At 66.9% G+C, this 18,987-nt stretch carries 18 protein-coding genes and 1 pseudogene; 10 read left to right on the top strand and 9 right to left on the bottom strand.

Annotated elements, in window-relative coordinates:
- Positions 1–5 precede the first annotated feature (5 nt).
- Both ACQR0W_RS13115 and ACQR0W_RS13110 read right to left on the bottom strand, forming a co-directional pair.
- The gene (locus tag ACQR0W_RS13115) at positions 6–1,529 is read right to left on the bottom strand and encodes a bifunctional 3-(3-hydroxy-phenyl)propionate/3-hydroxycinnamic acid hydroxylase (protein ID WP_316187099.1); all 1,524 of its coding nucleotides are present in this window, start codon (positions 1,527–1,529) and stop codon (positions 6–8) included.
- Between the two features lie 69 nt (positions 1,530–1,598).
- A complete protein-coding gene (locus ACQR0W_RS13110) occupies positions 1,599–2,390 on the bottom strand; it encodes a DNA-binding transcriptional regulator (RefSeq protein WP_316165841.1) in 792 nt (263 codons plus the stop codon).
- 140 nt (positions 2,391–2,530) lie between these two features.
- On the opposite strand from ACQR0W_RS13110, the gene ACQR0W_RS13105 reads away from it, so the two are divergent.
- Positions 2,531–3,514 (top strand): VOC family protein, encoded by a 984-nt coding sequence (locus ACQR0W_RS13105; RefSeq protein WP_315825366.1) that lies wholly within the window; start codon positions 2,531–2,533, stop codon positions 3,512–3,514.
- Between the two features lie 13 nt (positions 3,515–3,527).
- Here the strand turns inward: ACQR0W_RS13105 and ACQR0W_RS13100 are convergent, their stop codons facing one another.
- From ACQR0W_RS13100 to ACQR0W_RS13090, 3 genes are all read right to left on the bottom strand, one after another.
- The gene (locus ACQR0W_RS13100) at positions 3,528–4,916 is read right to left on the bottom strand and encodes an ATP-binding protein (RefSeq protein ID WP_315713591.1); all 1,389 of its coding nucleotides are present in this window, start codon (positions 4,914–4,916) and stop codon (positions 3,528–3,530) included.
- A gap of 126 nt (positions 4,917–5,042) precedes the next feature.
- Positions 5,043–5,774 carry a response regulator transcription factor gene (locus ACQR0W_RS13095; RefSeq protein WP_315713590.1) on the bottom strand — a complete coding sequence of 244 codons (732 nt, stop codon included), beginning with the start codon at positions 5,772–5,774 and terminating at the stop codon, positions 5,043–5,045.
- Positions 5,771–6,319, bottom strand: a complete 549-nt coding sequence (locus ACQR0W_RS13090; RefSeq protein ID WP_316184130.1) for a MarR family winged helix-turn-helix transcriptional regulator — start codon at positions 6,317–6,319, stop codon at positions 5,771–5,773. The genes ACQR0W_RS13095 and ACQR0W_RS13090 overlap by 4 nt, the downstream gene beginning before the upstream one ends.
- A gap of 346 nt (positions 6,320–6,665) precedes the next feature.
- Here ACQR0W_RS13090 and ACQR0W_RS13085 point away from each other — a divergent pair, with 346 nt between their 5' ends.
- From ACQR0W_RS13085 to ACQR0W_RS13070, 4 genes and pseudogenes are all read left to right on the top strand, one after another.
- Positions 6,666–7,745: a branched-chain amino acid aminotransferase gene (locus ACQR0W_RS13085; RefSeq protein WP_315713588.1), complete on the top strand. Its 1,080-nt coding sequence runs from the start codon at positions 6,666–6,668 to the stop codon at positions 7,743–7,745.
- Positions 7,746–8,099: 354 nt separating this feature from the next.
- The gene (gene hisS / locus ACQR0W_RS13080; RefSeq protein WP_410051234.1) at positions 8,100–9,704 is read left to right on the top strand and encodes a histidine--tRNA ligase; all 1,605 of its coding nucleotides are present in this window, start codon (positions 8,100–8,102) and stop codon (positions 9,702–9,704) included.
- A gap of 124 nt (positions 9,705–9,828) precedes the next feature.
- Positions 9,829–10,035, top strand: a pseudogene (locus ACQR0W_RS13075) (tautomerase family protein); the annotation flags it as partial.
- 217 nt (positions 10,036–10,252) lie between these two features.
- Positions 10,253–10,648, top strand: a complete 396-nt coding sequence (locus ACQR0W_RS13070) for a thioesterase family protein (protein WP_315713585.1) — start codon at positions 10,253–10,255, stop codon at positions 10,646–10,648.
- Positions 10,649–10,658: 10 nt separating this feature from the next.
- Here the strand turns inward: ACQR0W_RS13070 and ACQR0W_RS13065 are convergent, their stop codons facing one another.
- On the bottom strand, positions 10,659–11,063 hold the full coding sequence (locus ACQR0W_RS13065) for a DUF4864 domain-containing protein (RefSeq protein ID WP_315713584.1): 405 nt from the start codon (positions 11,061–11,063) through the stop codon (positions 10,659–10,661).
- Between the two features lie 238 nt (positions 11,064–11,301).
- Here ACQR0W_RS13065 and kynU point away from each other — a divergent pair, with 238 nt between their 5' ends.
- The 4 genes from kynU to ACQR0W_RS13045 are packed head-to-tail and all read left to right on the top strand — an operon-like array spanning position 11,302 to position 15,372.
- Positions 11,302–12,495 carry a kynureninase gene (kynU, locus tag ACQR0W_RS13060; RefSeq protein ID WP_316187101.1) on the top strand — a complete coding sequence of 398 codons (1,194 nt, stop codon included), beginning with the start codon at positions 11,302–11,304 and terminating at the stop codon, positions 12,493–12,495.
- Complete coding sequence (gene kynA, locus ACQR0W_RS13055) at positions 12,492–13,331, top strand: tryptophan 2,3-dioxygenase (protein ID WP_315754423.1); 840 nt, start codon at positions 12,492–12,494, stop codon at positions 13,329–13,331. Before kynU ends, kynA begins: the two co-directional genes overlap by 4 nt.
- A 35-nt stretch (positions 13,332–13,366) precedes the next feature.
- A complete protein-coding gene (locus ACQR0W_RS13050; RefSeq protein ID WP_315754421.1) occupies positions 13,367–14,191 on the top strand; it encodes an alpha/beta hydrolase in 825 nt (274 codons plus the stop codon).
- 59 nt (positions 14,192–14,250) lie between these two features.
- The gene (locus tag ACQR0W_RS13045) at positions 14,251–15,372 is read left to right on the top strand and encodes a hypothetical protein (RefSeq protein WP_316187102.1); all 1,122 of its coding nucleotides are present in this window, start codon (positions 14,251–14,253) and stop codon (positions 15,370–15,372) included.
- 63 nt (positions 15,373–15,435) lie between these two features.
- Here ACQR0W_RS13045 and ACQR0W_RS13040 read toward each other — a convergent pair whose 3' ends face one another.
- On the bottom strand, positions 15,436–15,738 hold the full coding sequence (locus tag ACQR0W_RS13040) for an ArsR/SmtB family transcription factor (RefSeq protein ID WP_316187103.1): 303 nt from the start codon (positions 15,736–15,738) through the stop codon (positions 15,436–15,438).
- A 55-nt stretch (positions 15,739–15,793) separates the two neighbouring features.
- Between ACQR0W_RS13040 and ACQR0W_RS13035 the strand changes: the two genes are divergently transcribed.
- Positions 15,794–16,747: a threonine/serine dehydratase gene (locus ACQR0W_RS13035; RefSeq protein ID WP_315754415.1), complete on the top strand. Its 954-nt coding sequence runs from the start codon at positions 15,794–15,796 to the stop codon at positions 16,745–16,747.
- A 61-nt stretch (positions 16,748–16,808) separates the two neighbouring features.
- Here the strand turns inward: ACQR0W_RS13035 and ACQR0W_RS13030 are convergent, their stop codons facing one another.
- Both ACQR0W_RS13030 and ACQR0W_RS13025 read right to left on the bottom strand, forming a co-directional pair.
- A complete protein-coding gene (locus tag ACQR0W_RS13030; RefSeq protein ID WP_316187104.1) occupies positions 16,809–18,404 on the bottom strand; it encodes a gamma-glutamyltransferase in 1,596 nt (531 codons plus the stop codon).
- Between the two features lie 137 nt (positions 18,405–18,541).
- Entirely contained in the window at positions 18,542–18,925 is a 384-nt protein-coding gene (locus ACQR0W_RS13025; RefSeq protein WP_316165848.1) for a RidA family protein, read from the bottom strand.
- Positions 18,926–18,987 lie beyond the last annotated feature (62 nt).

Here is an 18,987-nt window from a genome sequence, read left to right as displayed (position 1 = left end):
AACGCTCAGGCCGCGCTCGGCGGCGGTGCGAGGAAGGCGAGGCCTGACAACAGCGCCGCGGGATCTTCGCCCGTGCGGACAGCACCCAGGATGTAGCGGTCGGGGCGCATCAGCACGGCGTCGAAGCCGTGCTGATCGAGCCAGCCGTCGAGGCCGCCAGCTTCCTCGCCGCAAATGACGGCGACGTCAGCGGCCGTCAGGCGGGCATGATGCTGCTCGATCATTGCGGTCCCGAGACCGGACCGGCATAGCAGCGCGAAGCGATAGCCGACGCGGTCGTCGCTGCGGCCGTGATCACGGCTGCGGAATTGCGGCGCCAGCTTTCCCGTCATGCTGCGTTCGCCGCAGGCAAGGCCCGGGCCGAGCACTGGCTTCTGCACGTCGAGCTTGAGCTGGCCGTCGCCCTGTGCCGTGCCGGTCGCAAGCGCCGCCTCGACCGCCTTGGTGTTGATCAGCCCACCCAGCCGGATCGCGAGCTCGATGAATTCGCGCACATGCGGCGCGCGCTCGCTCTGATAGGTGTCGAGAAGATCAGGCGTCGCCTTCCCGGCAATCACAAGCGCCAGCTTCCATGCGAGGTTGGCTGCGTCGCGAATGCCGGCACACATGCCCTGACCGAGGAAAGGCGGGGTCTGATGCGCGGAATCGCCTGCGAGCAGGAACCGTCCGGCACGCCATTGCTGGGCGACCGCGGAGTGGAATGTGTAGACGGCGGCGCGTTCGATCTCGGCCTCTGCGGGCCGGAGCCAGGGCGAGAGCAGCTCCCACACGCGCGCCGGTTGGGTGATCTCGACCGCGTCCTCGTCGGGATGAACCGCGATCTCCCACCGGCGCCGGTTGCCGGTGCCGCGAATATAGGTTGCGGGACGCTGCGGGTTGCAGTGCTGGACGCTGAAATCGCCGAGATCGGGCCGCTCCTCCCTCAGCAGCACGTCGCAGACGAGCCAGCGCTCGTGAAAGCCGAGATCGTCCAGCGCCGCGCCGATGAAGCGGCGCACCAGCGAACGTGCACCGTCGCAGCCGATGACATAGGCGCAGGAGATGTCGACGAGCCGGCCGGTGTCGAGGTCCTCATAGCGAACGCGCGCCCCCTCGCGGTCCTGCTCGAGCGCGAAGACATCACAGCGCGTGCGCAGCTCGACATGAGGCCAGCGCTCGAGTCCCTTGTTGAGCACGCTTTCGAGATCGGGCTGGTGAAAGCGGTAGCTCAGATTCCAGCCCATCGCGGTCGGCTCGCTGGGGCGCGGCCAGTCGAGCAGCAATCGTCCCCCCGCATCGACGAAGCGCATGCCGGGACTCAATGTAAGGTGGGGCAGGATGGCGTCGGCAAGGCCGATGGTCTGGAACACGCGCATGCATTCGTCGTCGAAATGCACCGCGCGCGGCAAATGATAGGCCTTGGCTTCGCGCTCCAGGATCAGGGTGCGGATGCCGCACAGGCCGAGCAGGTTGGCGAGCGTCGAGCCCACGGGCCCGCGACCGACGATGACGACGTCGAAGCTTCCGGAATGTGCGGCCATGTTGCTCATGGCCGCATCTGTTCCGCAACCGCCTCGCACCTTCAAGGCGCGGTCACGAACTGTCCGCGCAGCGGACGCTCAGGCCTGGACGGGGATCGCGGCCGCGGCGTCGCGCAATGGGGCCGCGTACTGAGCGACAGCCTCCTCGAGGGTCATGGCGGAGCGGATCCAGATGATCGAAATGCAGCCGAACACGACGTCGCCCCGCACGATCGGCACCGCGATCGACGACGTCTTCGGATTGAATTCGCCCTCGTTGCGGATCGCATAGCCGCGCTGGGACGTTTCCGTCATCATGCGCTGCAGCCGCTCGGGCGCCAGGAAGAAGAGGTCCTCGGCATCCTCGATGCGTCGCAGATGGTTGATGATGAGGTCCCGCTCTGCGGGCGGGCAGGCGGCCAGATAGGCCCGGCCGGCCGAGGTGTGCAGCATCGGCAGCCGCTTGCCGATCATGCTGCGGTCGATCGAGAGCGGGCTGCGCGCATGCGTGGTCTCCTGGATGACCATCGCGCCGTTCTCATAAGTCGACAGATCGACCGGCCAGATCAGGCTGCGGCTGAGCTCAGCGAGATAGGGCGCGGCGACCTGGCAGATGAAGATGCCGGGATCATAGCCGTCGCCGAGGCTCAACGCGTGGCGCGTGACCCGGAAGCGGTCGTCGCTGGCGCTGCGCGCGACATAGCCGAGTTCCTCGAGTGTTTCGAGCAACCGATAGACCGTGGGCCGCGGCAGATCGAGCTGGCGCGCCACGTCGCCGGCGCGAATGCCCCCGGACCGATTGACCGCGCGCAGCACGTCGAGCCCCCGCTTGAAGGCGCGGACACCCTCCGCAGGACGGGCCTGCGGAGATCGCGTCCGTTGCTTGGACACTTGGAAAATCCTCCCTGTTCTTCGTTTCCGTCCGCCGATACCGTCTTGAGAACGCGAGCCGGATGCAGGGGCGGCAGTCTACTGCAGGACCGCGCGGAGCTGATACGAAATTCCGCCCGCGCCTTTCGGGAGAAAACAAGATGGAAATAACGGCGCTCGGTTACATCGGCATCAAGTCGTCCCAAGCGGAGCAGTGGGGACGCATGGCGACCAAGCTCCTCGGGATGCAGCGCGTGGATCGCGCGGCCAGCGTGCAGGCCTATCGGATGGATGATCGCAAGCAGCGGCTGATCGTCGATGGCAGCGGCGATGGCGGGCTCGCCGTCATGGGCTGGGAGGTCGGCGACGCTGCCGCGCTCGCGCGGCTCGCGAGCCGTCTCGACGACAACGGCGTGAAGGTGGCCCGCGGTTCGCAGGCACTGGCCGACGAGCGTCATGTCAGCGAGCTGATCTGCTTTCAGGATCCCGCCGGCAACACGATCGAGGTGTTCTGGGGGGCCGCCGTCGCCTCGGATCCCTTCAGGCCGGGACGTCCGATCTCCGGCTTTCGCACCGGGCCGCTCGGCATGGGGCACGTCGTGCTCAACGTCGAGGACGTCGAGCCGCTGCTGCGGTTCTATCGCGACCTGCTCGGCTTCAAGGTGTCCGACTTCGGCCTGACGCCGTACAAGCTCTATTTCTTCCACGTCAACGGCCGTCACCACAGCTTCGCGATGGTCGGCTCCGGTCGCCGCACACTGCATCACTTCATGGTGGAACTAGGTAGTCTCGACGACGTCGGCCAGGGCTACGACCTGGCACAGCTCGACGACGGGCGCGTGGCCTACACGCTGGGCCGTCACACCAACGACCACATGACCTCGTTCTACGTCAACACCCCCTCCGGCTTCTTCATCGAATATGGCTGGGGCGGCCGGGTGATCGATCCCGCGACGTGGCAGCCGCATGAGACCTTCGACGGCCCGTCGCTGTGGGGGCACGAGCGATTGTACCTGCCGGACGAGCAGCGCAAGCGCATGCGTGACATGCGGCTGTCCGCCGCCGCACGCGGCGTCCGTGTGCCGGACCCACGCGTTCCGCCGCTGAACTGCGCCTGGCTCGACGCGGTGATCGCGCAGGAATGAGCTATGCGGCGCGCTACACCGGAATGCGCACGCTCGCCCGCAACCCGCCCATCGGGCTGTCGCCAAGGGTGATGTCGCCGCCATGGGAGCGGGCGATGTCGCGGGCGATGGCGAGGCCGAGGCCGGTGCCGCCCTCGTCCTGGTTGCGCGCGTCGTCGAGGCGCAGGAATGGCTTGAACACCTCCTCGCGCATGTCGGCCGGGATGCCCGGGCCGTCATCGTCGACGGTGATGGTGAGGTAGCGGTGGTCGCGATGGCCGGTGATGGCGATCGCGTCGGCATGGCGGGCGGCATTCGAGACGAGGTTGCCGAGGCAGCGCTTCAGCGCCTGCGGCTTCACGGTCACCACCGGCAGGCCGTGGAACGATACCGTGGCGGAATGGCCGTTGCGCTCGGCGTCGCTCCGCAGCTCTTCCAGCGCATTGGAGATGTCGGTCGGCTGCGCGATCTCGCCATTGTCGCCACGCGCGAAGGCGAGATAATCCTCGAGCATGTGCGACATCTCGTCGACGTCCTTGCGCATGGCGTCGATCTCGGGACTGTCGCCGAGCAGCGCCAGCTCCAGCTTGAAGCGCGTCAGGATGGTGCGCAGATCGTGGCTGACGCCGGCCAGCATCGCCGTGCGCTGCTCCAGGGTGCGCTCGATGCGCGCCTTCATCTCCAGGAAGGCGTGCGCCGCACGCCGCACCTCGCGCGCGCCGCGCGGCCGGAAGTTCGGCACCTCGCGGCCTTTGCCGAAGCTCTCGGCGGCGTCGGCGAGCCGCAGGATCGGCTTGATCTGGTTGCGCAGGAACAGCACCGAGACGATCAGCAGGATCGACGACGTCCCGACCATCCAGAACAGGAAGATGTCGGTGTTCGACGCATAGGCCGCGCCGCGCTGCGCGAACACGCGCATCACGGCATCATCGAGCGCGATGCGGATCTCGACCAGGTTGGAGCGGCCGACGGTGTCGATCCAGAACGGACGGCTGATCTGGCGGCCGATCTGGCTCGACAGCGACTGATCGAGCAGGTTGAAGAACGGTTTTGGCCCCGGCGGCGGCATGTCGCCGGCCGGCAGGAAGTCGACCACAAGGTTGAGCCGCTGCTGCGCGATCCGGCGCAGCATGGTGCGGTCCTTGTCCTGCGGATAGCCCTTGTAGATGTCGATCAGCGCGGCGACGTCCTGCACCACTGCGGCGGAGAGGCGTCGTGTCACCGTGTTCCAGTGCCGCTCCATGAACACGCCCGCGACCACCGTCTGCAGGATCACCATCGGCACGATCATGATCAGCAGCGCGCGCGCATAGAGGCCGGTCGGCATCCAGCCCTTGAACGCATTGCCGACGATGCTGTTGGCGCGCGAGACGCGGCGGGATGCGGTGCGGATGAGGGTGAGGCCGGTGTCGAGCGTGCTCATGCTGGGACGCCCTCGCTGCTTCCGTCATTGCGAGGAGCGAAGCGACGAAGCAATCCAGAGTCATCGCGGGCCTCTGGATTGCTTCGTTGCGCTCGCAATGACGTCGAGACCTTCACCTGCACCGCCTCAGCCCGTCACCATCAGCCGATAGCCGATGCCGCGCACGGCCTGCAGGAACAGCGGGTTGGCCGGATCGCTTTCGAGCTTGCGGCGCAGGCGGTTGATCTGGACGTCGACCGCGCGCTCGTTGACGGTGCCGTTGCCGGTCAGCGCGCCGCGCGGCACGGTCTCGCCGCGGGCATTGGCGAGGATGCGCAGCATCTCGCGCTCGCGGTCGGTGAGGTGGACGATCTCCTCGCCCTGCTTCAGCTCGCCGCGCGCCAGATGATAGACGAACGGGCCGAACGCGATCTGCTCGACGACTTCCTCCGCCGGCGGCGGCGCGGCGCGCTTGAGGATGTTGCCGATGCGCAGCGCGAGCTCTCGCGGTTCGAAAGGCTTTGCGACGTAGTCGTCGGCGCCGAGCTGCAGGCCCTCGATACGGCTCTCCGGCTCGGCGCGTGCGGTCAGCATCACGATCGGCACCGACGATTGCGTGCGGATGAAGCGGGCGAGGTCGAAGCCGCTTTCGCCGGGCATCATCACGTCGAGGATCAGCAGATCGAAATGCAGCCCGGTGAGCTTGGCGCGGGCATCGCTTGCGCTCGCCGCCGTGGTGACGCGATAGCCTTCGCCGCGCAGGAAGCGCGACAACAGATCGCGGATGCGGCGGTCGTCGTCGACGAGCAGGAGATGCGGTGCGTCGTCGGCCGGCGTCTGCGGCGGATGCGGTGCGATGGCGGCGATCGTCACGGTCACTCCTTGGCGGCGGCGACAGGCGTCTTGAAGATGGCTTCCAGCACCTTGTCCGGATCGTCGCGATCGATCATCGCGAGCAGGAACTGCCGGACCTTTTCGGCGCCGGCCGGCCCGATCTGCTCCAGCGCATGATCGATGCGCCGCGTCTGCAGCCCGGCCAGCTTGGCGACCAGCGCCTCGCCCTTCGGCGTGGCGAAAAGAAGGCGCTGGCGGCGGTCGTTGTTGCCCGTCTTCTGCACGATGTAGCCCTCGTCCAGCAGCTGCTTGAGCACGCGGCCGAGCGACTGCTTGGTGATGCGCAGAACGTCGAGCAGATCGGCGACCTTCAGGCCGGGATAGCGTGTGACGAAATGCATCACGCGGTGATGCGCGCGGCCGAATCCGAACGCCTCCAGCTCGTGGTCGGCATCGCCCACGAAGTCGCGATAGGCGAAGAACAAGAGCTCGATGATGTCCCAGCGCAGCGGCTCGCCGGCCGTCGCGGAGGGCTCAGCCGCGCGCAGCTCGGGGCTCAACGTCGGAGACGAGAAATTTATGTCAGCCATATTGACGTTTCTGCGGTTCAATGTTACAAAACAATCGCCCGCTGCGAAATTTTAGATCGTTTCATCAGCGGGCAATGGTCTCCAGGCGTGTCTCAACGGGCCGTAGGCAACCCCGACGGGCATCCTTGGGCGACGTATCGAACAACCGTGTGATGTCGAGCGGCATTTCGGCAAACCATACTGGACTTCCGCCGGGCGCAAAAGCATGTCCTGTGGTGGCATGCTTGCCCGGTGACCGGCTCGAAGCCGGTCGCGGCAGGTCCGAAATTCAAAAAGCCGACCGGCCCGTTCGGACGGGTCGGCGCCAGAACTCGCGAATGGCGATCAGAGCGGGGGAAGCAAGGACATGACTTTGACATTCGACATCAAGCCGACGACGAACCCGACCTCCGACCAGGAGCGCGCGGCCAAGCTCGCCAACCCGGGCTTCGGCCGGGTGTTCACCGATCACATGGCCGTGGTCCAGTACAGCCAGGACAAGGGCTGGCACAGTGCGCGGGTCGAATCCCGCGCCAACTTCCCGCTCGATCCGGCCGCGGCCGTCCTGCATTATGCGCAGGAGATCTTCGAGGGCCTGAAGGCCTACAAGCGCGACGATGGCGGCGTGAACCTGTTCCGCCCCGATGCCAATGCCAAGCGGTTCTGGAATTCGGCCGAGCGCATGGCGATGGCGCAACTGCCCGAGGCGGTCTTCATCGAGGCGGTCGAGCAGCTCGTCCGCATCGACCGCGCCTGGATCCCGGGCGGCGAGGGCAGCCTGTATCTGCGCCCGTTCATGATCGCCAACGAGGTGTTCCTCGGCGTGAAGCCGTCGGCGGAATACATCTTCGCGGTGATCGCCTCGCCGGTCGGCTCCTATTTCAAGGGCGGCCCGGCGCCGGTCTCGATCTGGGTCTCGGAGAACTACACCCGCGCCGCGGTCGGCGGCACCGGCGGCGTCAAATGCGGCGGCAATTATGCCGCGAGCCTCAAGGCGCAGGCCGAGGCGATCGCGCATGGCTGCGACCAGGTCGTGTTCCTGGACGCGATCGAGCGCCGCTATGTCGAGGAGCTTGGCGGCATGAACGTGTTCTTCGTGTTCGACGACGGCTCGCTGTCGACGCCGCCGCTCGGCACCATCCTGCCCGGCATCACCCGCGATTCCATCATCAAGCTGGCGCGCGACGCCGGCCGCGAGGTGCGCGAGGAGGCGTACTCGATCGACCAGTGGCGGGCGGACGCCAAGAGCGGCAAGCTGAAGGAGGCGTTCGCCTGCGGCACCGCCGCGGTGATCTCGCCGATCGGCAAGGTGTGCTCGGCGAGCGGCGACGTCCTGATCAACGGCGGCGAGGCCGGCCCGGTCGCCATGGGCCTGCGCAAGCAGCTCGTCGACATCCAGTACGGCCGCAGCCCCGATCCGCATCAGTGGATCAGGGATGTGAAGTAGGGGCAGGGCTCGCTTAGGCTGGCAAGTTCTGGGCACAGTCGAACCGCGATGACGGTCTTCTCCCCTCCCCCTTGCGGGGAGGGGTCGGGGGTGGGGGTCTCAGCAAAGACTGCCCGAGTGGACCCCCACCCCCAACCCCTCCCCGCAAGAGGGAGGGGGGCGCACCGCCCGTGCGACCGACATCCTGGCTCTTACGGACATGTTCGAGCATTGTGATGCGTCCCGCGCCCGACCCTGCTTCGGGTTGCCGCACCCCGCCCTGACTGCTACCAACCGAGCCAACGCATTCCATCCCGTAGGGTGGGCAAAGGGCCGCGAAGCGGGCCGTGCCCACCGCTGCGGCGTCATCCGGCAATGGTGGGCACGCGACGCTTTGCCCACCCTACGCTCTGGTATCAAATGAACGACAAACCGAAGAAATCGCAGAAGCTCAAGGCGCGGCTGCCGCGCGGGCTGGAGGATCGCGGCCCCGCGGCGATCGCCGCCACGCGCGAGATGGTCGAGAAGATCCGCGCCGTCTACGAGCGCTACGGCTTCGAGCCGGTGGAGACGCCGGCGTTCGAATACACCGATGCGCTCGGCAAGTTCCTGCCCGACCAGGATCGTCCGAACGAGGGCGTGTTCTCGTTCCAGGACGATGACGAGCAGTGGATCTCGCTGCGCTACGACCTCACCGCGCCGCTGGCGCGCTACGTCGCCGAGAATTTCGACGCGCTGCCCAAGCCGTATCGCAGCTATCGCGCCGGCTACGTCTTCCGCAACGAGAAGCCCGGCCCCGGCCGCTTCCGCCAGTTCATGCAGTTCGACGCCGACACCGTCGGCTCCGGCTCGCCGGCGGCCGACGCCGAGATGTGCATGATGGCTGCCGACACCATGGAGGCGCTGGGCAATCCGCGCGGCTCGTATGTCGTGAAGGTCAACAACCGCAAGGTGCTCGATGGCGTGATGGATGCGATCGGCATCGGCGGTGATGAGCACGTGGGCCGTCGGCTGACGGTGCTCAGGGCAATTGACAAGGCCGACAAGTTTCCGATTTCAGAGATCAAGAAGCTGCTCGGCGAGGGCCGCTGGGACGGCGGCGAGGTCGGCAAGGGTGATTTCACCAAGGGCGCGGGCCTGACTGAAAGTCAGATCGACGCCCTGCTGGCCTTCTTCGAGATGAAGGTCGCGGAGCCGCAAATCCAAGGTGAGGAGCAGGATCTGCAGTTCAACGCTCAGGTCTTGGCGAGCGTTGCTCAGCGGACATTGTTCATGTCCTCGCCGGCCTATGTGGAAGGCGTCAACGAGCTGACCGAGATCGCCAGGCTGTGCAGCGCGGCCGGCTACGGTTACAGCCGCGTCCGCGTCGAACCCTCCGTCGTCCGCGGTCTCGAATATTACACCGGCCCTGTCTACGAAGTCGAACTCCTGCTCGAGACCAAGGACGAGAAGGGCCGTCCGGTGCGCTTCGGCTCGGTCGGCGGCGGCGGGCGCTATGATGGTCTCGTCTCGCGCTTCCGCGGCGAGCCGGTGCCGGCGACCGGATTCTCGATCGGCGTGTCGCGCCTGCAGGCGGCGCTGACGATGCTCGGCAAGCTCGACACGCGCCCCGCCTTCGGGCCCGTGGTCGTCACCGTGTTCGATCGCGACCGCGTCGCCGACTATCAGAAGATGGTGTCGACCTTGCGTAGTCACGGCATCCGCGCCGAGCTCTATCTCGGCAATCCGAAGAACATGGGCAACCAGCTCAAATATGCTGATCGCCGCAACGCGCCCTGCGTCATCATCCAGGGCAGTGACGAGAAGGCGCGCGGCGAGGTGCAGATCAAGGACCTGATCGAGGGCGCCAAGGCGGCCGCCGCGATCGCCTCCAACCAGGAATGGCGCGAGAGCCGCCCGGCGCAATTCTCAGCCAAGGAGGACGAACTGGTCGCCGGCGTCCGCGAGGTGCTCGCGCGCCACGACGTGAGCTGGGGATAACAAGACTCGTCATACGCGGGCTAGACCCGCGTATCCATCTCTTCAAACGACGCCATCGATTTCAGAAGATGGATCGCCGGGGCAAGCCCGGCGATGACGCAGCAGAGACAACAACAGGGAGCAACGAATGCCCGAGATCACCGTGAGCATGGCCGCCGGCCGCACCGACGAGCAGAAGGCCAACATGATGCGCGATATCACCAAGGCGCTGGTGACGCATCTCGGCGTCGATCCGGAAGCGGTGGTGATCCAGATCAACGAGGCGCCGCTGACGCACAAGATGAAGGGCGGCAAGACCTTCGTCGAGCGCCTGGCCGAGCAGAAGAAGTAGTTGGCCGTCGTCCTGGCGAAAGCGAGGCTATGACATCTGTCTCGACGATCACCGCGGTCGTCCCGGCGAACGCCGGGACCCATACCCCCAAGGGAGCGGCTCGAGGCACGCTGGTCATTGGCCCTTCGCCCATCACGACCGCCACGGCGTATGGATCCCGGATCGGCGCGCGCGTGCCGCGCGCTTGTCCGGGACGACAGCACAGTTCGGAGCAGCCATGGACGCACGTGAGATCATCAAGCCGGGCATGCGCGCCGAGCGTCTGCTGGTGGTGCCGCCGGAGCGCACCGTCGGGCATTTCGTGCCGCACATGCCGATGGTCTATGCGACGCCGATGATGATCCTGGAGATGGAGATGACGTCGGGCGACGCCATCAACCCGGCGCTGCCGCCGGGCTGGGTTACGGTCGGCACCGAGGTCAACGTCCGCCATCTCGCGGCCTCGCCGGTCGGCGCGACCATCCGCACGGTCGCCGAGGTGATCGAGGTCGAGCGCCGCGTCATCCGCTTCTCGGTCGAGGCCTATCATGGCGACGTGAAGATCGGCGACGGCCGCCACGGCCGCGGCCTCATCAATGTCGAGCAGTTCAAGAAGCGCTTCGGCGTGACGTAGCCGCTCAGCGCTAGACCGACTGGCCCGTCTTCAACAGCGAACAGCCGGTGATCCTGAGGCTGCCGTCGGGCTGGGTCCGCAACGTGTACAGAGCCTCCCACGCCTCGCCTTCGGCATCGACGATGTGCACGCGCTGCGCGATGCTGCCGTCCTCGACCTGCGCGGCGCCGAATTCGAAGCTGCGATGGCGATAGACCGGCGGATAGCCGCTTTTGACCATGCTCATGAAGATCTCGACGCTCGGAAACAGCGCCTGGATCTCCGGCGCGGCTTGGGCATAGGCGGTCGCTCCGTCGTCGCGCGCCAAAGCCTGTTCCTGGGCGCGAATGACGCTCTGCGCCGCGCTGGCGTCGGCAGCCTCGGCAGGGTGCATCAGCAGCGCCATCAGCAGGACGAGCGGCACCAGAATGCGCATTTTGGGCTCCATCGGCAGTTCAGATCGATCTATCATGCGCCACGCGCCGCCCGTGACAAGCCTGCCGTGGCGCGTCAATGTCACCGGCCGGCGGCGATCGACCGGCTGGATTGTGTCGCCATCGTCACGTCTTCGCGAGCCATGCGGCCCGCGCGGTGCCGGTCGCGATGGGACCGGCTTGATCTGGCCCGACCCGGCGCGAATCATGCATTCAGGCCGTGAACGAAGCAGGAGCCGCATGACCGATTTTTCCAGGACCCGATCGCTCTTCACGATACCTGAAGGGGTCATCTATCTCGATGGCAATTCGCTCGGCGCGCTGCCGTCGGCCGTGCCCGCCCGCGTTGGCCGCATGATCGAAGCGGAGTGGGGACAGGAGCTGATCCGCGGCTGGAACACCGCCGGATGGATGGTGCAGCCGCGCCGGGTCGGCGATCGCATCGCCCGGCTGATCGGGGCCGCGCCCGGCACGGTCGTGATGGGCGATACGCTCTCGATCAAGGTGTATCAGGCGCTCGCCGCGGCGCTGTCGCTCAATCCGGGCCGCCGCGTGATCCTGTCCGACAGCGGCAACTTCCCGTCCGATCTCTATATGGCGCAGGGCCTGGTCCGCATGCTCGGCGACCGCGCCACCTTGAAGGTGGTCGAGCCCGAGCAGGTGGAGGCGGCGATCGACGACAGCGTCGCAGTGCTGATGCTGACCGAGGTGGATTACCGCACCGGCCGCATGCACGACATGGCCGCGCTGACGAAGAAGGCGCACGCGGCCGGCGCGCTCGCGGTGTGGGACCTCGCGCATTCCGCCGGCGCCGTGCCGGTCGACCTCGCCCGCGCCGAGGCCGACTTCGCGGTCGGCTGCACCTACAAATATCTCAATGGCGGGCCCGGCGCGCCGGCCTTCATCTATGTCGCGCCGCGTTACGCAGACATCGCGCCGCCGGCGTTGTCCGGCTGGATGGGGCACGAGGCGCCGTTCGCCTTCGATCTCGACTACCGCCCCGGCGGCGGCATCGAGCGCATGCGCATCGGCACGCCGCCGATCATTGCGCTCGCCGCGCTCGACGCGGCGCTCGACGCCTGGGAAGGCGTGTCGATGCAGGACGTGCGCGCGGCTTCGATCGCGCTGTCGGAATTGTTCATCGCCGAGGTCGAGAAGCGCTGTCCGTCGCTGACCTTGGCGTCACCGCGTGATGCGACGCAGCGCGGCAGCCAGGTGTCGTTCCGTCACCCGGACGGCTATGCGATCATGCGCGCGCTGATCGCGCGCGGCGTGATCGGCGACTTCCGCGCGCCGGACGCGCTGCGCTTCGGCTTCACGCCGCTCTATATCGGCGAGGCCGAGGTGCGCGGCGCCGTGGGCATCCTCGCGGAGGTCCTCGACAACAGGCTGTGGGACAGGCCCGACTATCGCCAGAAGGAGCTCGTGACGTGAGCAGCGCGCCCTACGATCCCGCCACCGAAGGTGCGCGGATGAACTTCAAGGGTCGGATGTCCTATGGCGACTATCTGATGCTGGATCGCCTGCTCGATGCGCAGGCGCCGCTCTCGACCGCGCATGACGAGCTGCTGTTCATCATCCAGCACCAGACCTCCGAATTGTGGATGAAGCTCGCGATCCACGAGATCAAGGCGGCGATGGCCGCGATCGCCAAAGACGACGTGCAGCCGGCGTTCAAGATGCTGACGCGGGTGTCACGCATCTTCGAGCAGCTCAACGGCGCCTGGGACGTGCTGCGCACGATGACGCCGAGCGAGTACACGTTGTTCCGCGACAAGCTCGGCGAGTCCTCCGGCTTCCAATCGTTCCAGTATCGTTCGATCGAATTCCTGCTCGGCAATCGCAATCTCGCGATGCTGCGCCCGCATGCCCATCATCCGGAGCTGACCGCCGAGCTGGAAGCGATCCTGGCGAAGCCCAGCCTGTACGACGAAGCGCTGCGGCTGTTGGCGCGGCGCGGCTTCTTCACTGGCGCCGACGGCCAGCGCACCGACTGGCGCGGGACGCGCGCTGAGAGCGCGGAGGTCGCGGCGGCCTGGACCAGCGTCTACCGCGATCCGCAGCGGCATTGGGAGCTGTATGAGCTCGCCGAGAAGCTGGTCGATTTCGAGGATTATTTCCGCCGCTGGCGCTTCAACCACGTCACCACGGTGGAGCGCATCATCGGCTTCAAGACCGGCACCGGGGGCACCAGCGGCGTCAACTATCTGCGCAAGATGCTGGAGATCGTTTTGTTCCCCGAACTCTGGAAGCTGCGCACCGGGCTGTGAGCCCGCGCGCACATCAATCCGATCAGGAGATCCTCATGCTCTATGCCGTCAAGGACTGGGACAACGCTTACGCCAACGGCCCGAACATCGCCGGCGGCGAGCGCTGGCCCGGGCTGTGGGTGGCGCCGGCGGAGAGCTATCGCGCCGACATGGTGGGGCAGGGCCGTGCCAAGCTCGACATCGCCTATGGCGCGCATGACCGGCAGCGCCTCGATCTGTTCCTGCCGGAGGGGGCGCCGAAGGGCCTCGTCGTGTTCGTGCATGGCGGCTATTGGATGCGGCTGGACAAGAGCTTCTGGTCGCATCTTGCGCGGGGGCCTATCGCGCGCGGCCATGCCGTGGCGATGCCGTCGTACCGGCTGTGTCCCGAGGTCGGCATCGCCGATATTTCGACGGATGTGGCGCAGGCCATCGCGCGCGCGATGGACGAGGTCGCAGGTCCCGTGGCTTTGACTGGCCACTCCGCCGGCGGCCATCTCGTCAGCCGCATGATCTGCCGCGGCGCGCCACTGCCGCCCGAGCGACAGGGGCGCATCACCAGCGTGGTCTCGATCTCCGGCCTGCACGATCTGCGCCCGCTGCAGCGGACCGCGATGAACGAGACGCTGCACATCGACGACGCCACGGCTGCGAAGGAGAGCCCCGCGCTGCTGGTGCCGATCGATCACGTCAAGGTCACTGCCTGGGTCGGCGGCGCCGAGCGCAACGAATTCCGCCGCCAGGCTCAGCTGCTCGCCAATATCTGGACGGGGCTTGGCGCATCCACGGCTTATGTCGAGGCGCCGGACCGGCACCATTTCGACGTGATCGACGATCTGGCGGATGCGGACAGCGCGTTGATGACGGCACTGGTCGGATAGGATGTCGGTGCCGCCGTTCGCAATTGCAGAGACTGCTGGTCGAGAGTGAGCCTGAAGCGATGACGCCTGATCAGTTCGTCAAGGTCTTCGATGTCCTCGACGCGGGTTTCATGGCCTCGTGGATTCCCGCGACCGGCCTGCTCTTCATCGTTCTGACCGGACTTCTCGCGGCGCTTCCCCGCGGGCTGCAAGCTCTAGGAATTCCGTATCTCCCGAAGTCGAATGTCGTGCGCTATGGCCCGGTCGTGTTCGCGACGATTTGGACCGTTGGGGCCTTTGCGTTGACCTTCGTCCCCTATCACCGTCATCACAGGCTGGCCGCGAGCGGCGAATGCCGGATGGTCGAGGGGCCCGTCGAGCAGTTCACGCCGGGGCCGCTCGCGCGGCGTTCGAGCGAGTCGTTCACGGTGTCGGGCGTGCCGTTCCAATATTCGGACATGGATCTCATTGAGGGCTTCCACGCGACGGCGGCCCGCGGCGGCCCGCTCACGCCCGGTGCTTACGTCCGGATTTGCTACGACCCGTCTGACAGCGTGATCCTGCGCCTGGAGATCCGCGGCTTTGCCGGACCCGTGCCGAACCAGGTCGGACGTCCATCTCTTCAGCCTCACGATCCTCCGTCTGCGGCTCCCACCCCGGTCGATCTGCCGTCCTGGCTGGCGCCTTTGCTGTTTGGCACTGTGATTTTCGACCTGATCGCAATCATGGCCCTCTACCGGCCCTATCTCGGAGCCTTCCTGCGGATCGGGCGGGAGCGGGATCGATTTGTTCTTCAATCCGAACTGGCGGCGGGCAGGAGAGTCAAGCTCAGCACCTGCACCGTCTACTGGGACGAGAGGCATCGTGTGATCTGGCTGCGGCCGCGCGGATTGATTCTGATTCAGATTCCCCTCGTCGTCGGCAGGCTGCATGTCGACGCAACCGAGCGTTCCGTCATCGGGTGGGACATCTGTCTGGCGCCGGCGAGCTGCATTGCTGTCGTGGTGGTCGCAGCCGGCTTGTTCGGTCCGGCGCTCGCCGCAGTGGGGGGCCAGACCTGGTCCTTGCCGACGTTGCTCGTCGGCGGCTTGATCGGGCTTGCGCTCGTTGGCTTGAACGTGGCCGCGCTCCGCTCCCGTATGCGGGCCTTCTTGCGGGCAAGCTTTCCGCAAATCGCCGTGCCGTCACCGCCGACCGTATGACAGTGCTAGCGCGGCTGCCGAGCGTCCGCCCAATGAGAGCGTTTGTCACGCCTCTCGCCAGGTCTAGAGTGCGGCGGTGAGCAGGCGTCGCGCTGCCTTGAGGCCTTGTTCGTCGCGCTTGTAGAAGGTCCAGCCCTTGGCGCGCTTGGCCTTCACGAGCCCTGCGGCCGTCAGCACGCGCATGTGCTCGCTAAGCGTCGGTGCCGACACGCTGAGCTTGTCGGCGATGAAGAGCCCGCAGACGCCATCCTTGACCAAGTCACCGTCGCGCTGCGGCGGGAAATGCCGCGCGGGATCACGCAGCCATTCCAGGATCTGCAGCCGCTTGTCGTTGGCCAGGGCGCGAAACACGAGGTCGGGAGCCATTTTGTAACTTTGCCAATTAGCTAAGCTATGTCAAGATGCGCAGGAGAGGTGCGGCATGTCGGAAACGTCCACGGCGTTTACGCGGGAGCGGATCGCCACGACCCACGAACTCATCAGGCCCCATGTCCGGCACACACCGCTGATCACGATCGCGGGCGGCGACGTCGGTCTCTCGGCTCGCCCGTTGCGGCTCAAGCTCGAATTCATGCAGCATGGCGGCTCGTTCAAGGCGCGCGGCGCATTCGCCAATCTCCTGATGCGCGAGGTGCCCGAAGCGGGCGTGGCCGCGGCGTCGGGCGGCAATCACGGCGTCGCGGTGGCGCTGGCAGCCCAGCGTCTCGGCCGCAAGGCGGCGATCTTCGTGCCGAGCATCGCCTCGCCGTCGAAGATCGATCTCATCCGGCGTTGCGGCGCGGATATTCATGTCGGCGGCGATCGCTACGCCGATGCGCTTGCTTCGAGCGAACGGCATGTTGCGGCCACGGGTGCGATGCCGATCCACGCCTTCGACCAGCCCGAGACCATGCTGGGGCAGGGGACGGTCGGCTTGGAGATCGAGCGCGACGCGCCCGAGATCGACACGCTGCTGGTTGCTGTCGGCGGCGGCGGACTGATTGCCGGCATCGCCGCTTGGTATGAGGGGCGCGTCAAGGTTGTGGCGGTGGAACCCGAGGGTGCGCCGACGTTGCGCGACGCGCTGGCGGCAGGGCATCCGGTCGATGCGCCGGCCGGTGGCATCGCCGCTGACAGCCTCGCACCGCGCCGGATCGGCGCGCGGGTGTTTCCCATCGTCCAACGCTTTGCCGCGCCGGATGTCGCGGTCGTCAGCGACGACGCCATCCGCGCCGCGCAGCAAGCGCTCTGGACGGCGTTGCGCATCGTCACCGAGCCCGGCGGAGCCGCGGCCTTTGCCGCGTTGCTGTCCGGCGTTTATCGTCCTGCACCGGCCGAACGCGTCGCGATCTTGATCTGCGGCGCGAACACCACCGCCGTGAATTTCGAGAATTGAGGAAAGGGTCGACGAACTTGCCGTGGTAGGAGCGGGCGACGCGTCGGGCCCCCGGACCTCCTCACCGCTCCGCCACCGCATCGCCCCAGGCGTGGAAGATTTCCGTCGCGCCGCTGTTCACGTCGCCCTGGCGCAGCACGATGCTGGGGCAGGCGAACTTCATCGGCATGGTTTGCACCGGCGCCGGCACGGTCTCGAACTTCGCTGTCAGCACGTCCATCACCTCCGCCGGCAGCCGGGTGTCGGCGCCGACCACGTCACCTTCGCTGGCGTCGATGCGCGGCTGGTGGATCGCCGTATCGAGATCCATGCCAAAGTCCATCACGAAGGACAGCATCTGTGCCACGGCGGGCAGGATGCGGCGGCCGCCGGAGGCGCCGAGGGCGAGGCGACGGCCATCGGCGGCCTGCGCCACCACCGGCGTGTAGTTGGTGAGGCAGCGCTTGCCCGGAGCCAGCGAGTTCGTGGTGCCGGGCGTCGGGTCGAACCACATGATGCCGTTGTTCATCATGATGCCGCTCTGCGGCGCCTGGAATTTCGAGCCGAAGCCCGACAGCAGCGTCTGCGTCACCGCCGCCATGTTGCCGTCGCGGTCCACCACCGAATAGTGCGTGGTGCAGGCCGGCGCGAGATATTCGGCGCCAAGCGCGCGCTTGCCAGGCGCATCGCCCATGTCGTTCAGCCGTTCGCGGTACGCCGACTGCACCGCCTCGGCATAGGCGATGAACGTGCTTGCATCCGGAGCCTTGCCCGATGCCGTCACGCGCGCCTGCATCAGCCGCAGCGCGTGAGCCAGCGTCGGGCCGGCCGTCAGCTCCGGCGTCGCGAACACCGTGCCGCCGCGATAGGGGATGCGCAGGGGATCGCGGACATGCGCCTCGAACGCGGCGAGGTCATCCACCGAGAGCGCGCCGCCGGCGGCCTGGATGTCGCGGGTCAGCGAGCGGGCGATGTCGCCGCGGTAGAAGTCGCGCGCGCCGGCGCTGGCAAGATGTGCCAGCGTCGCCTTCAGCTGCTCCTGCGGCAGCCGCGTCACCGCCTTGGCGCCCCATTGCGGATTCGGCGGCAAGCCATCCTTCAGATAGGCCGCGGCGCTGCCGGGATAGCGGCGCAGGTCGGCGGCGCAGCTCGAGATCATCACGGTGGTCCACCAGTCCACCAGCAAGCCCTCGGCGGCGAGCTTCACGCTCGGCGTGACGAGATCCTGCCACGGCAGCCGCGCGTAGCGGCGATGCGCCGCCTCCATGCCCGCGACGACGCCGGGCACTGCGATCGCGCCGGGGCCGTGCAGATTGCGGTCGTCCTTGACGCGGGGCCAGGGAAAGATGTCTGCCGCGACGCTGCCGTCATTGGCCAGCGGATAGTCCGCGGCATCAAGGCTGTCGGGCGCGCGCATGCCGTAGTCGATCACCTCGACGTGGTTGTCCCTGGCGCGGTACAGCAGCATGGCGCCGCCGCCGCCGAGGCCGCTCATCCATGGCTCGAGCACGCCGAGCGCAAAGCCGGTCGCCACCACGGCATCGACGCAGTCGCCGCCTGCGGCCAGCACCTCGGCCCCGACCTCGGCGGCGCGCCGTGACTGCGCCGCGACAATGCCGCCCTTGCTGGTCACCGCCGGCTTGCGGATCTGCTGACGATTGGAAAACTGGTACGGCATGGCACTCCCCGATCCCGCCTGATGGTCCGGCGAATTGACACCGCCGGGCCTCGGCACACAATCGGCAACAGCGGGACGCTCCCCAGCCCGGATCGAATGACGGGGCCTCGCGTTGAGGAGATGTTTACCAATGGGTACTATGGTCTTCGGCAGACCAGATCGATCTCGATCAGCGCGTCATAGGCCAAGCCGGTGACGCCGACGCAGGTGCGGGCCGGCAGCCGGTCCGGCGGGAAGAATGAACGATAGGTTTCATTCATCGCCGCGTAATCCCGCTTGAACTCGGTCAGGTAAATCCGAGACATCACAATATGTTCGAGGCCAAGGTTGAGACCTTGGAGGATGTACTTCAAGTTCTGCATCACCGCCTTCGTCTGATTCACGATCCCCTCCGGCAGCACGCCCGGCGCCTCCGGCGAGTCCGGCATCTGGCCGGTGACGAACACGAAGCCGTCGGTTTCGACCGCGTGGCTGAACGGCGCCACCGGCCTGGTCGCACCGGAGATCATGTGGAACTGCATAGGGATGGTCCTTTGTTCGGGGCTCGCTCGAAACACAACAACCGTCGTCATTGCGAGGAGCG

The sequence above is a fragment of the Bradyrhizobium sp. HKCCYLRH1034 genome, assembly GCF_051168375.1.
Classification (GTDB): domain Bacteria; phylum Pseudomonadota; class Alphaproteobacteria; order Rhizobiales; family Xanthobacteraceae; genus Bradyrhizobium.
The sequence above is the reverse complement of the archived record's forward strand: the minus strand, read 5'-3'. Positions and strand labels throughout refer to the sequence as shown.

Bases quoted from the DNA above. Each gene is read 5' to 3' on its own strand.
- ACQR0W_RS13115 (WP_316187099.1), bottom strand. From the start codon at position 1,529: ATGAGCAACATGGCCGCACATTCCGGAAGCTTCGACGTCGTCATCGTC.
- ACQR0W_RS13105 (WP_315825366.1), top strand. From the start codon at position 2,531: ATGGAAATAACGGCGCTCGGTTACATCGGCATCAAGTCGTCCCAAGCG.
- ACQR0W_RS13100 (WP_315713591.1), bottom strand. From the start codon at position 4,916: ATGAGCACGCTCGACACCGGCCTCACCCTCATCCGCACCGCATCCCGC.
- ACQR0W_RS13090 (WP_316184130.1), bottom strand. From the start codon at position 6,319: ATGGCTGACATAAATTTCTCGTCTCCGACGTTGAGCCCCGAGCTGCGC.
- ACQR0W_RS13085 (WP_315713588.1), top strand. From the start codon at position 6,666: ATGACTTTGACATTCGACATCAAGCCGACGACGAACCCGACCTCCGAC.
- hisS (WP_410051234.1), top strand. From the start codon at position 8,100: ATGGTGGGCACGCGACGCTTTGCCCACCCTACGCTCTGGTATCAAATG.
- ACQR0W_RS13070 (WP_315713585.1), top strand. From the start codon at position 10,253: ATGGACGCACGTGAGATCATCAAGCCGGGCATGCGCGCCGAGCGTCTG.
- ACQR0W_RS13065 (WP_315713584.1), bottom strand. From the start codon at position 11,063: ATGCGCATTCTGGTGCCGCTCGTCCTGCTGATGGCGCTGCTGATGCAC.
- kynU (WP_316187101.1), top strand. From the start codon at position 11,302: ATGACCGATTTTTCCAGGACCCGATCGCTCTTCACGATACCTGAAGGG.
- ACQR0W_RS13050 (WP_315754421.1), top strand. From the start codon at position 13,367: ATGCTCTATGCCGTCAAGGACTGGGACAACGCTTACGCCAACGGCCCG.
- ACQR0W_RS13045 (WP_316187102.1), top strand. From the start codon at position 14,251: ATGACGCCTGATCAGTTCGTCAAGGTCTTCGATGTCCTCGACGCGGGT.
- ACQR0W_RS13040 (WP_316187103.1), bottom strand. From the start codon at position 15,738: ATGGCTCCCGACCTCGTGTTTCGCGCCCTGGCCAACGACAAGCGGCTG.
- ACQR0W_RS13035 (WP_315754415.1), top strand. From the start codon at position 15,794: ATGTCGGAAACGTCCACGGCGTTTACGCGGGAGCGGATCGCCACGACC.
- ACQR0W_RS13030 (WP_316187104.1), bottom strand. From the start codon at position 18,404: ATGCCGTACCAGTTTTCCAATCGTCAGCAGATCCGCAAGCCGGCGGTG.
- ACQR0W_RS13025 (WP_316165848.1), bottom strand. From the start codon at position 18,925: ATGCAGTTCCACATGATCTCCGGTGCGACCAGGCCGGTGGCGCCGTTC.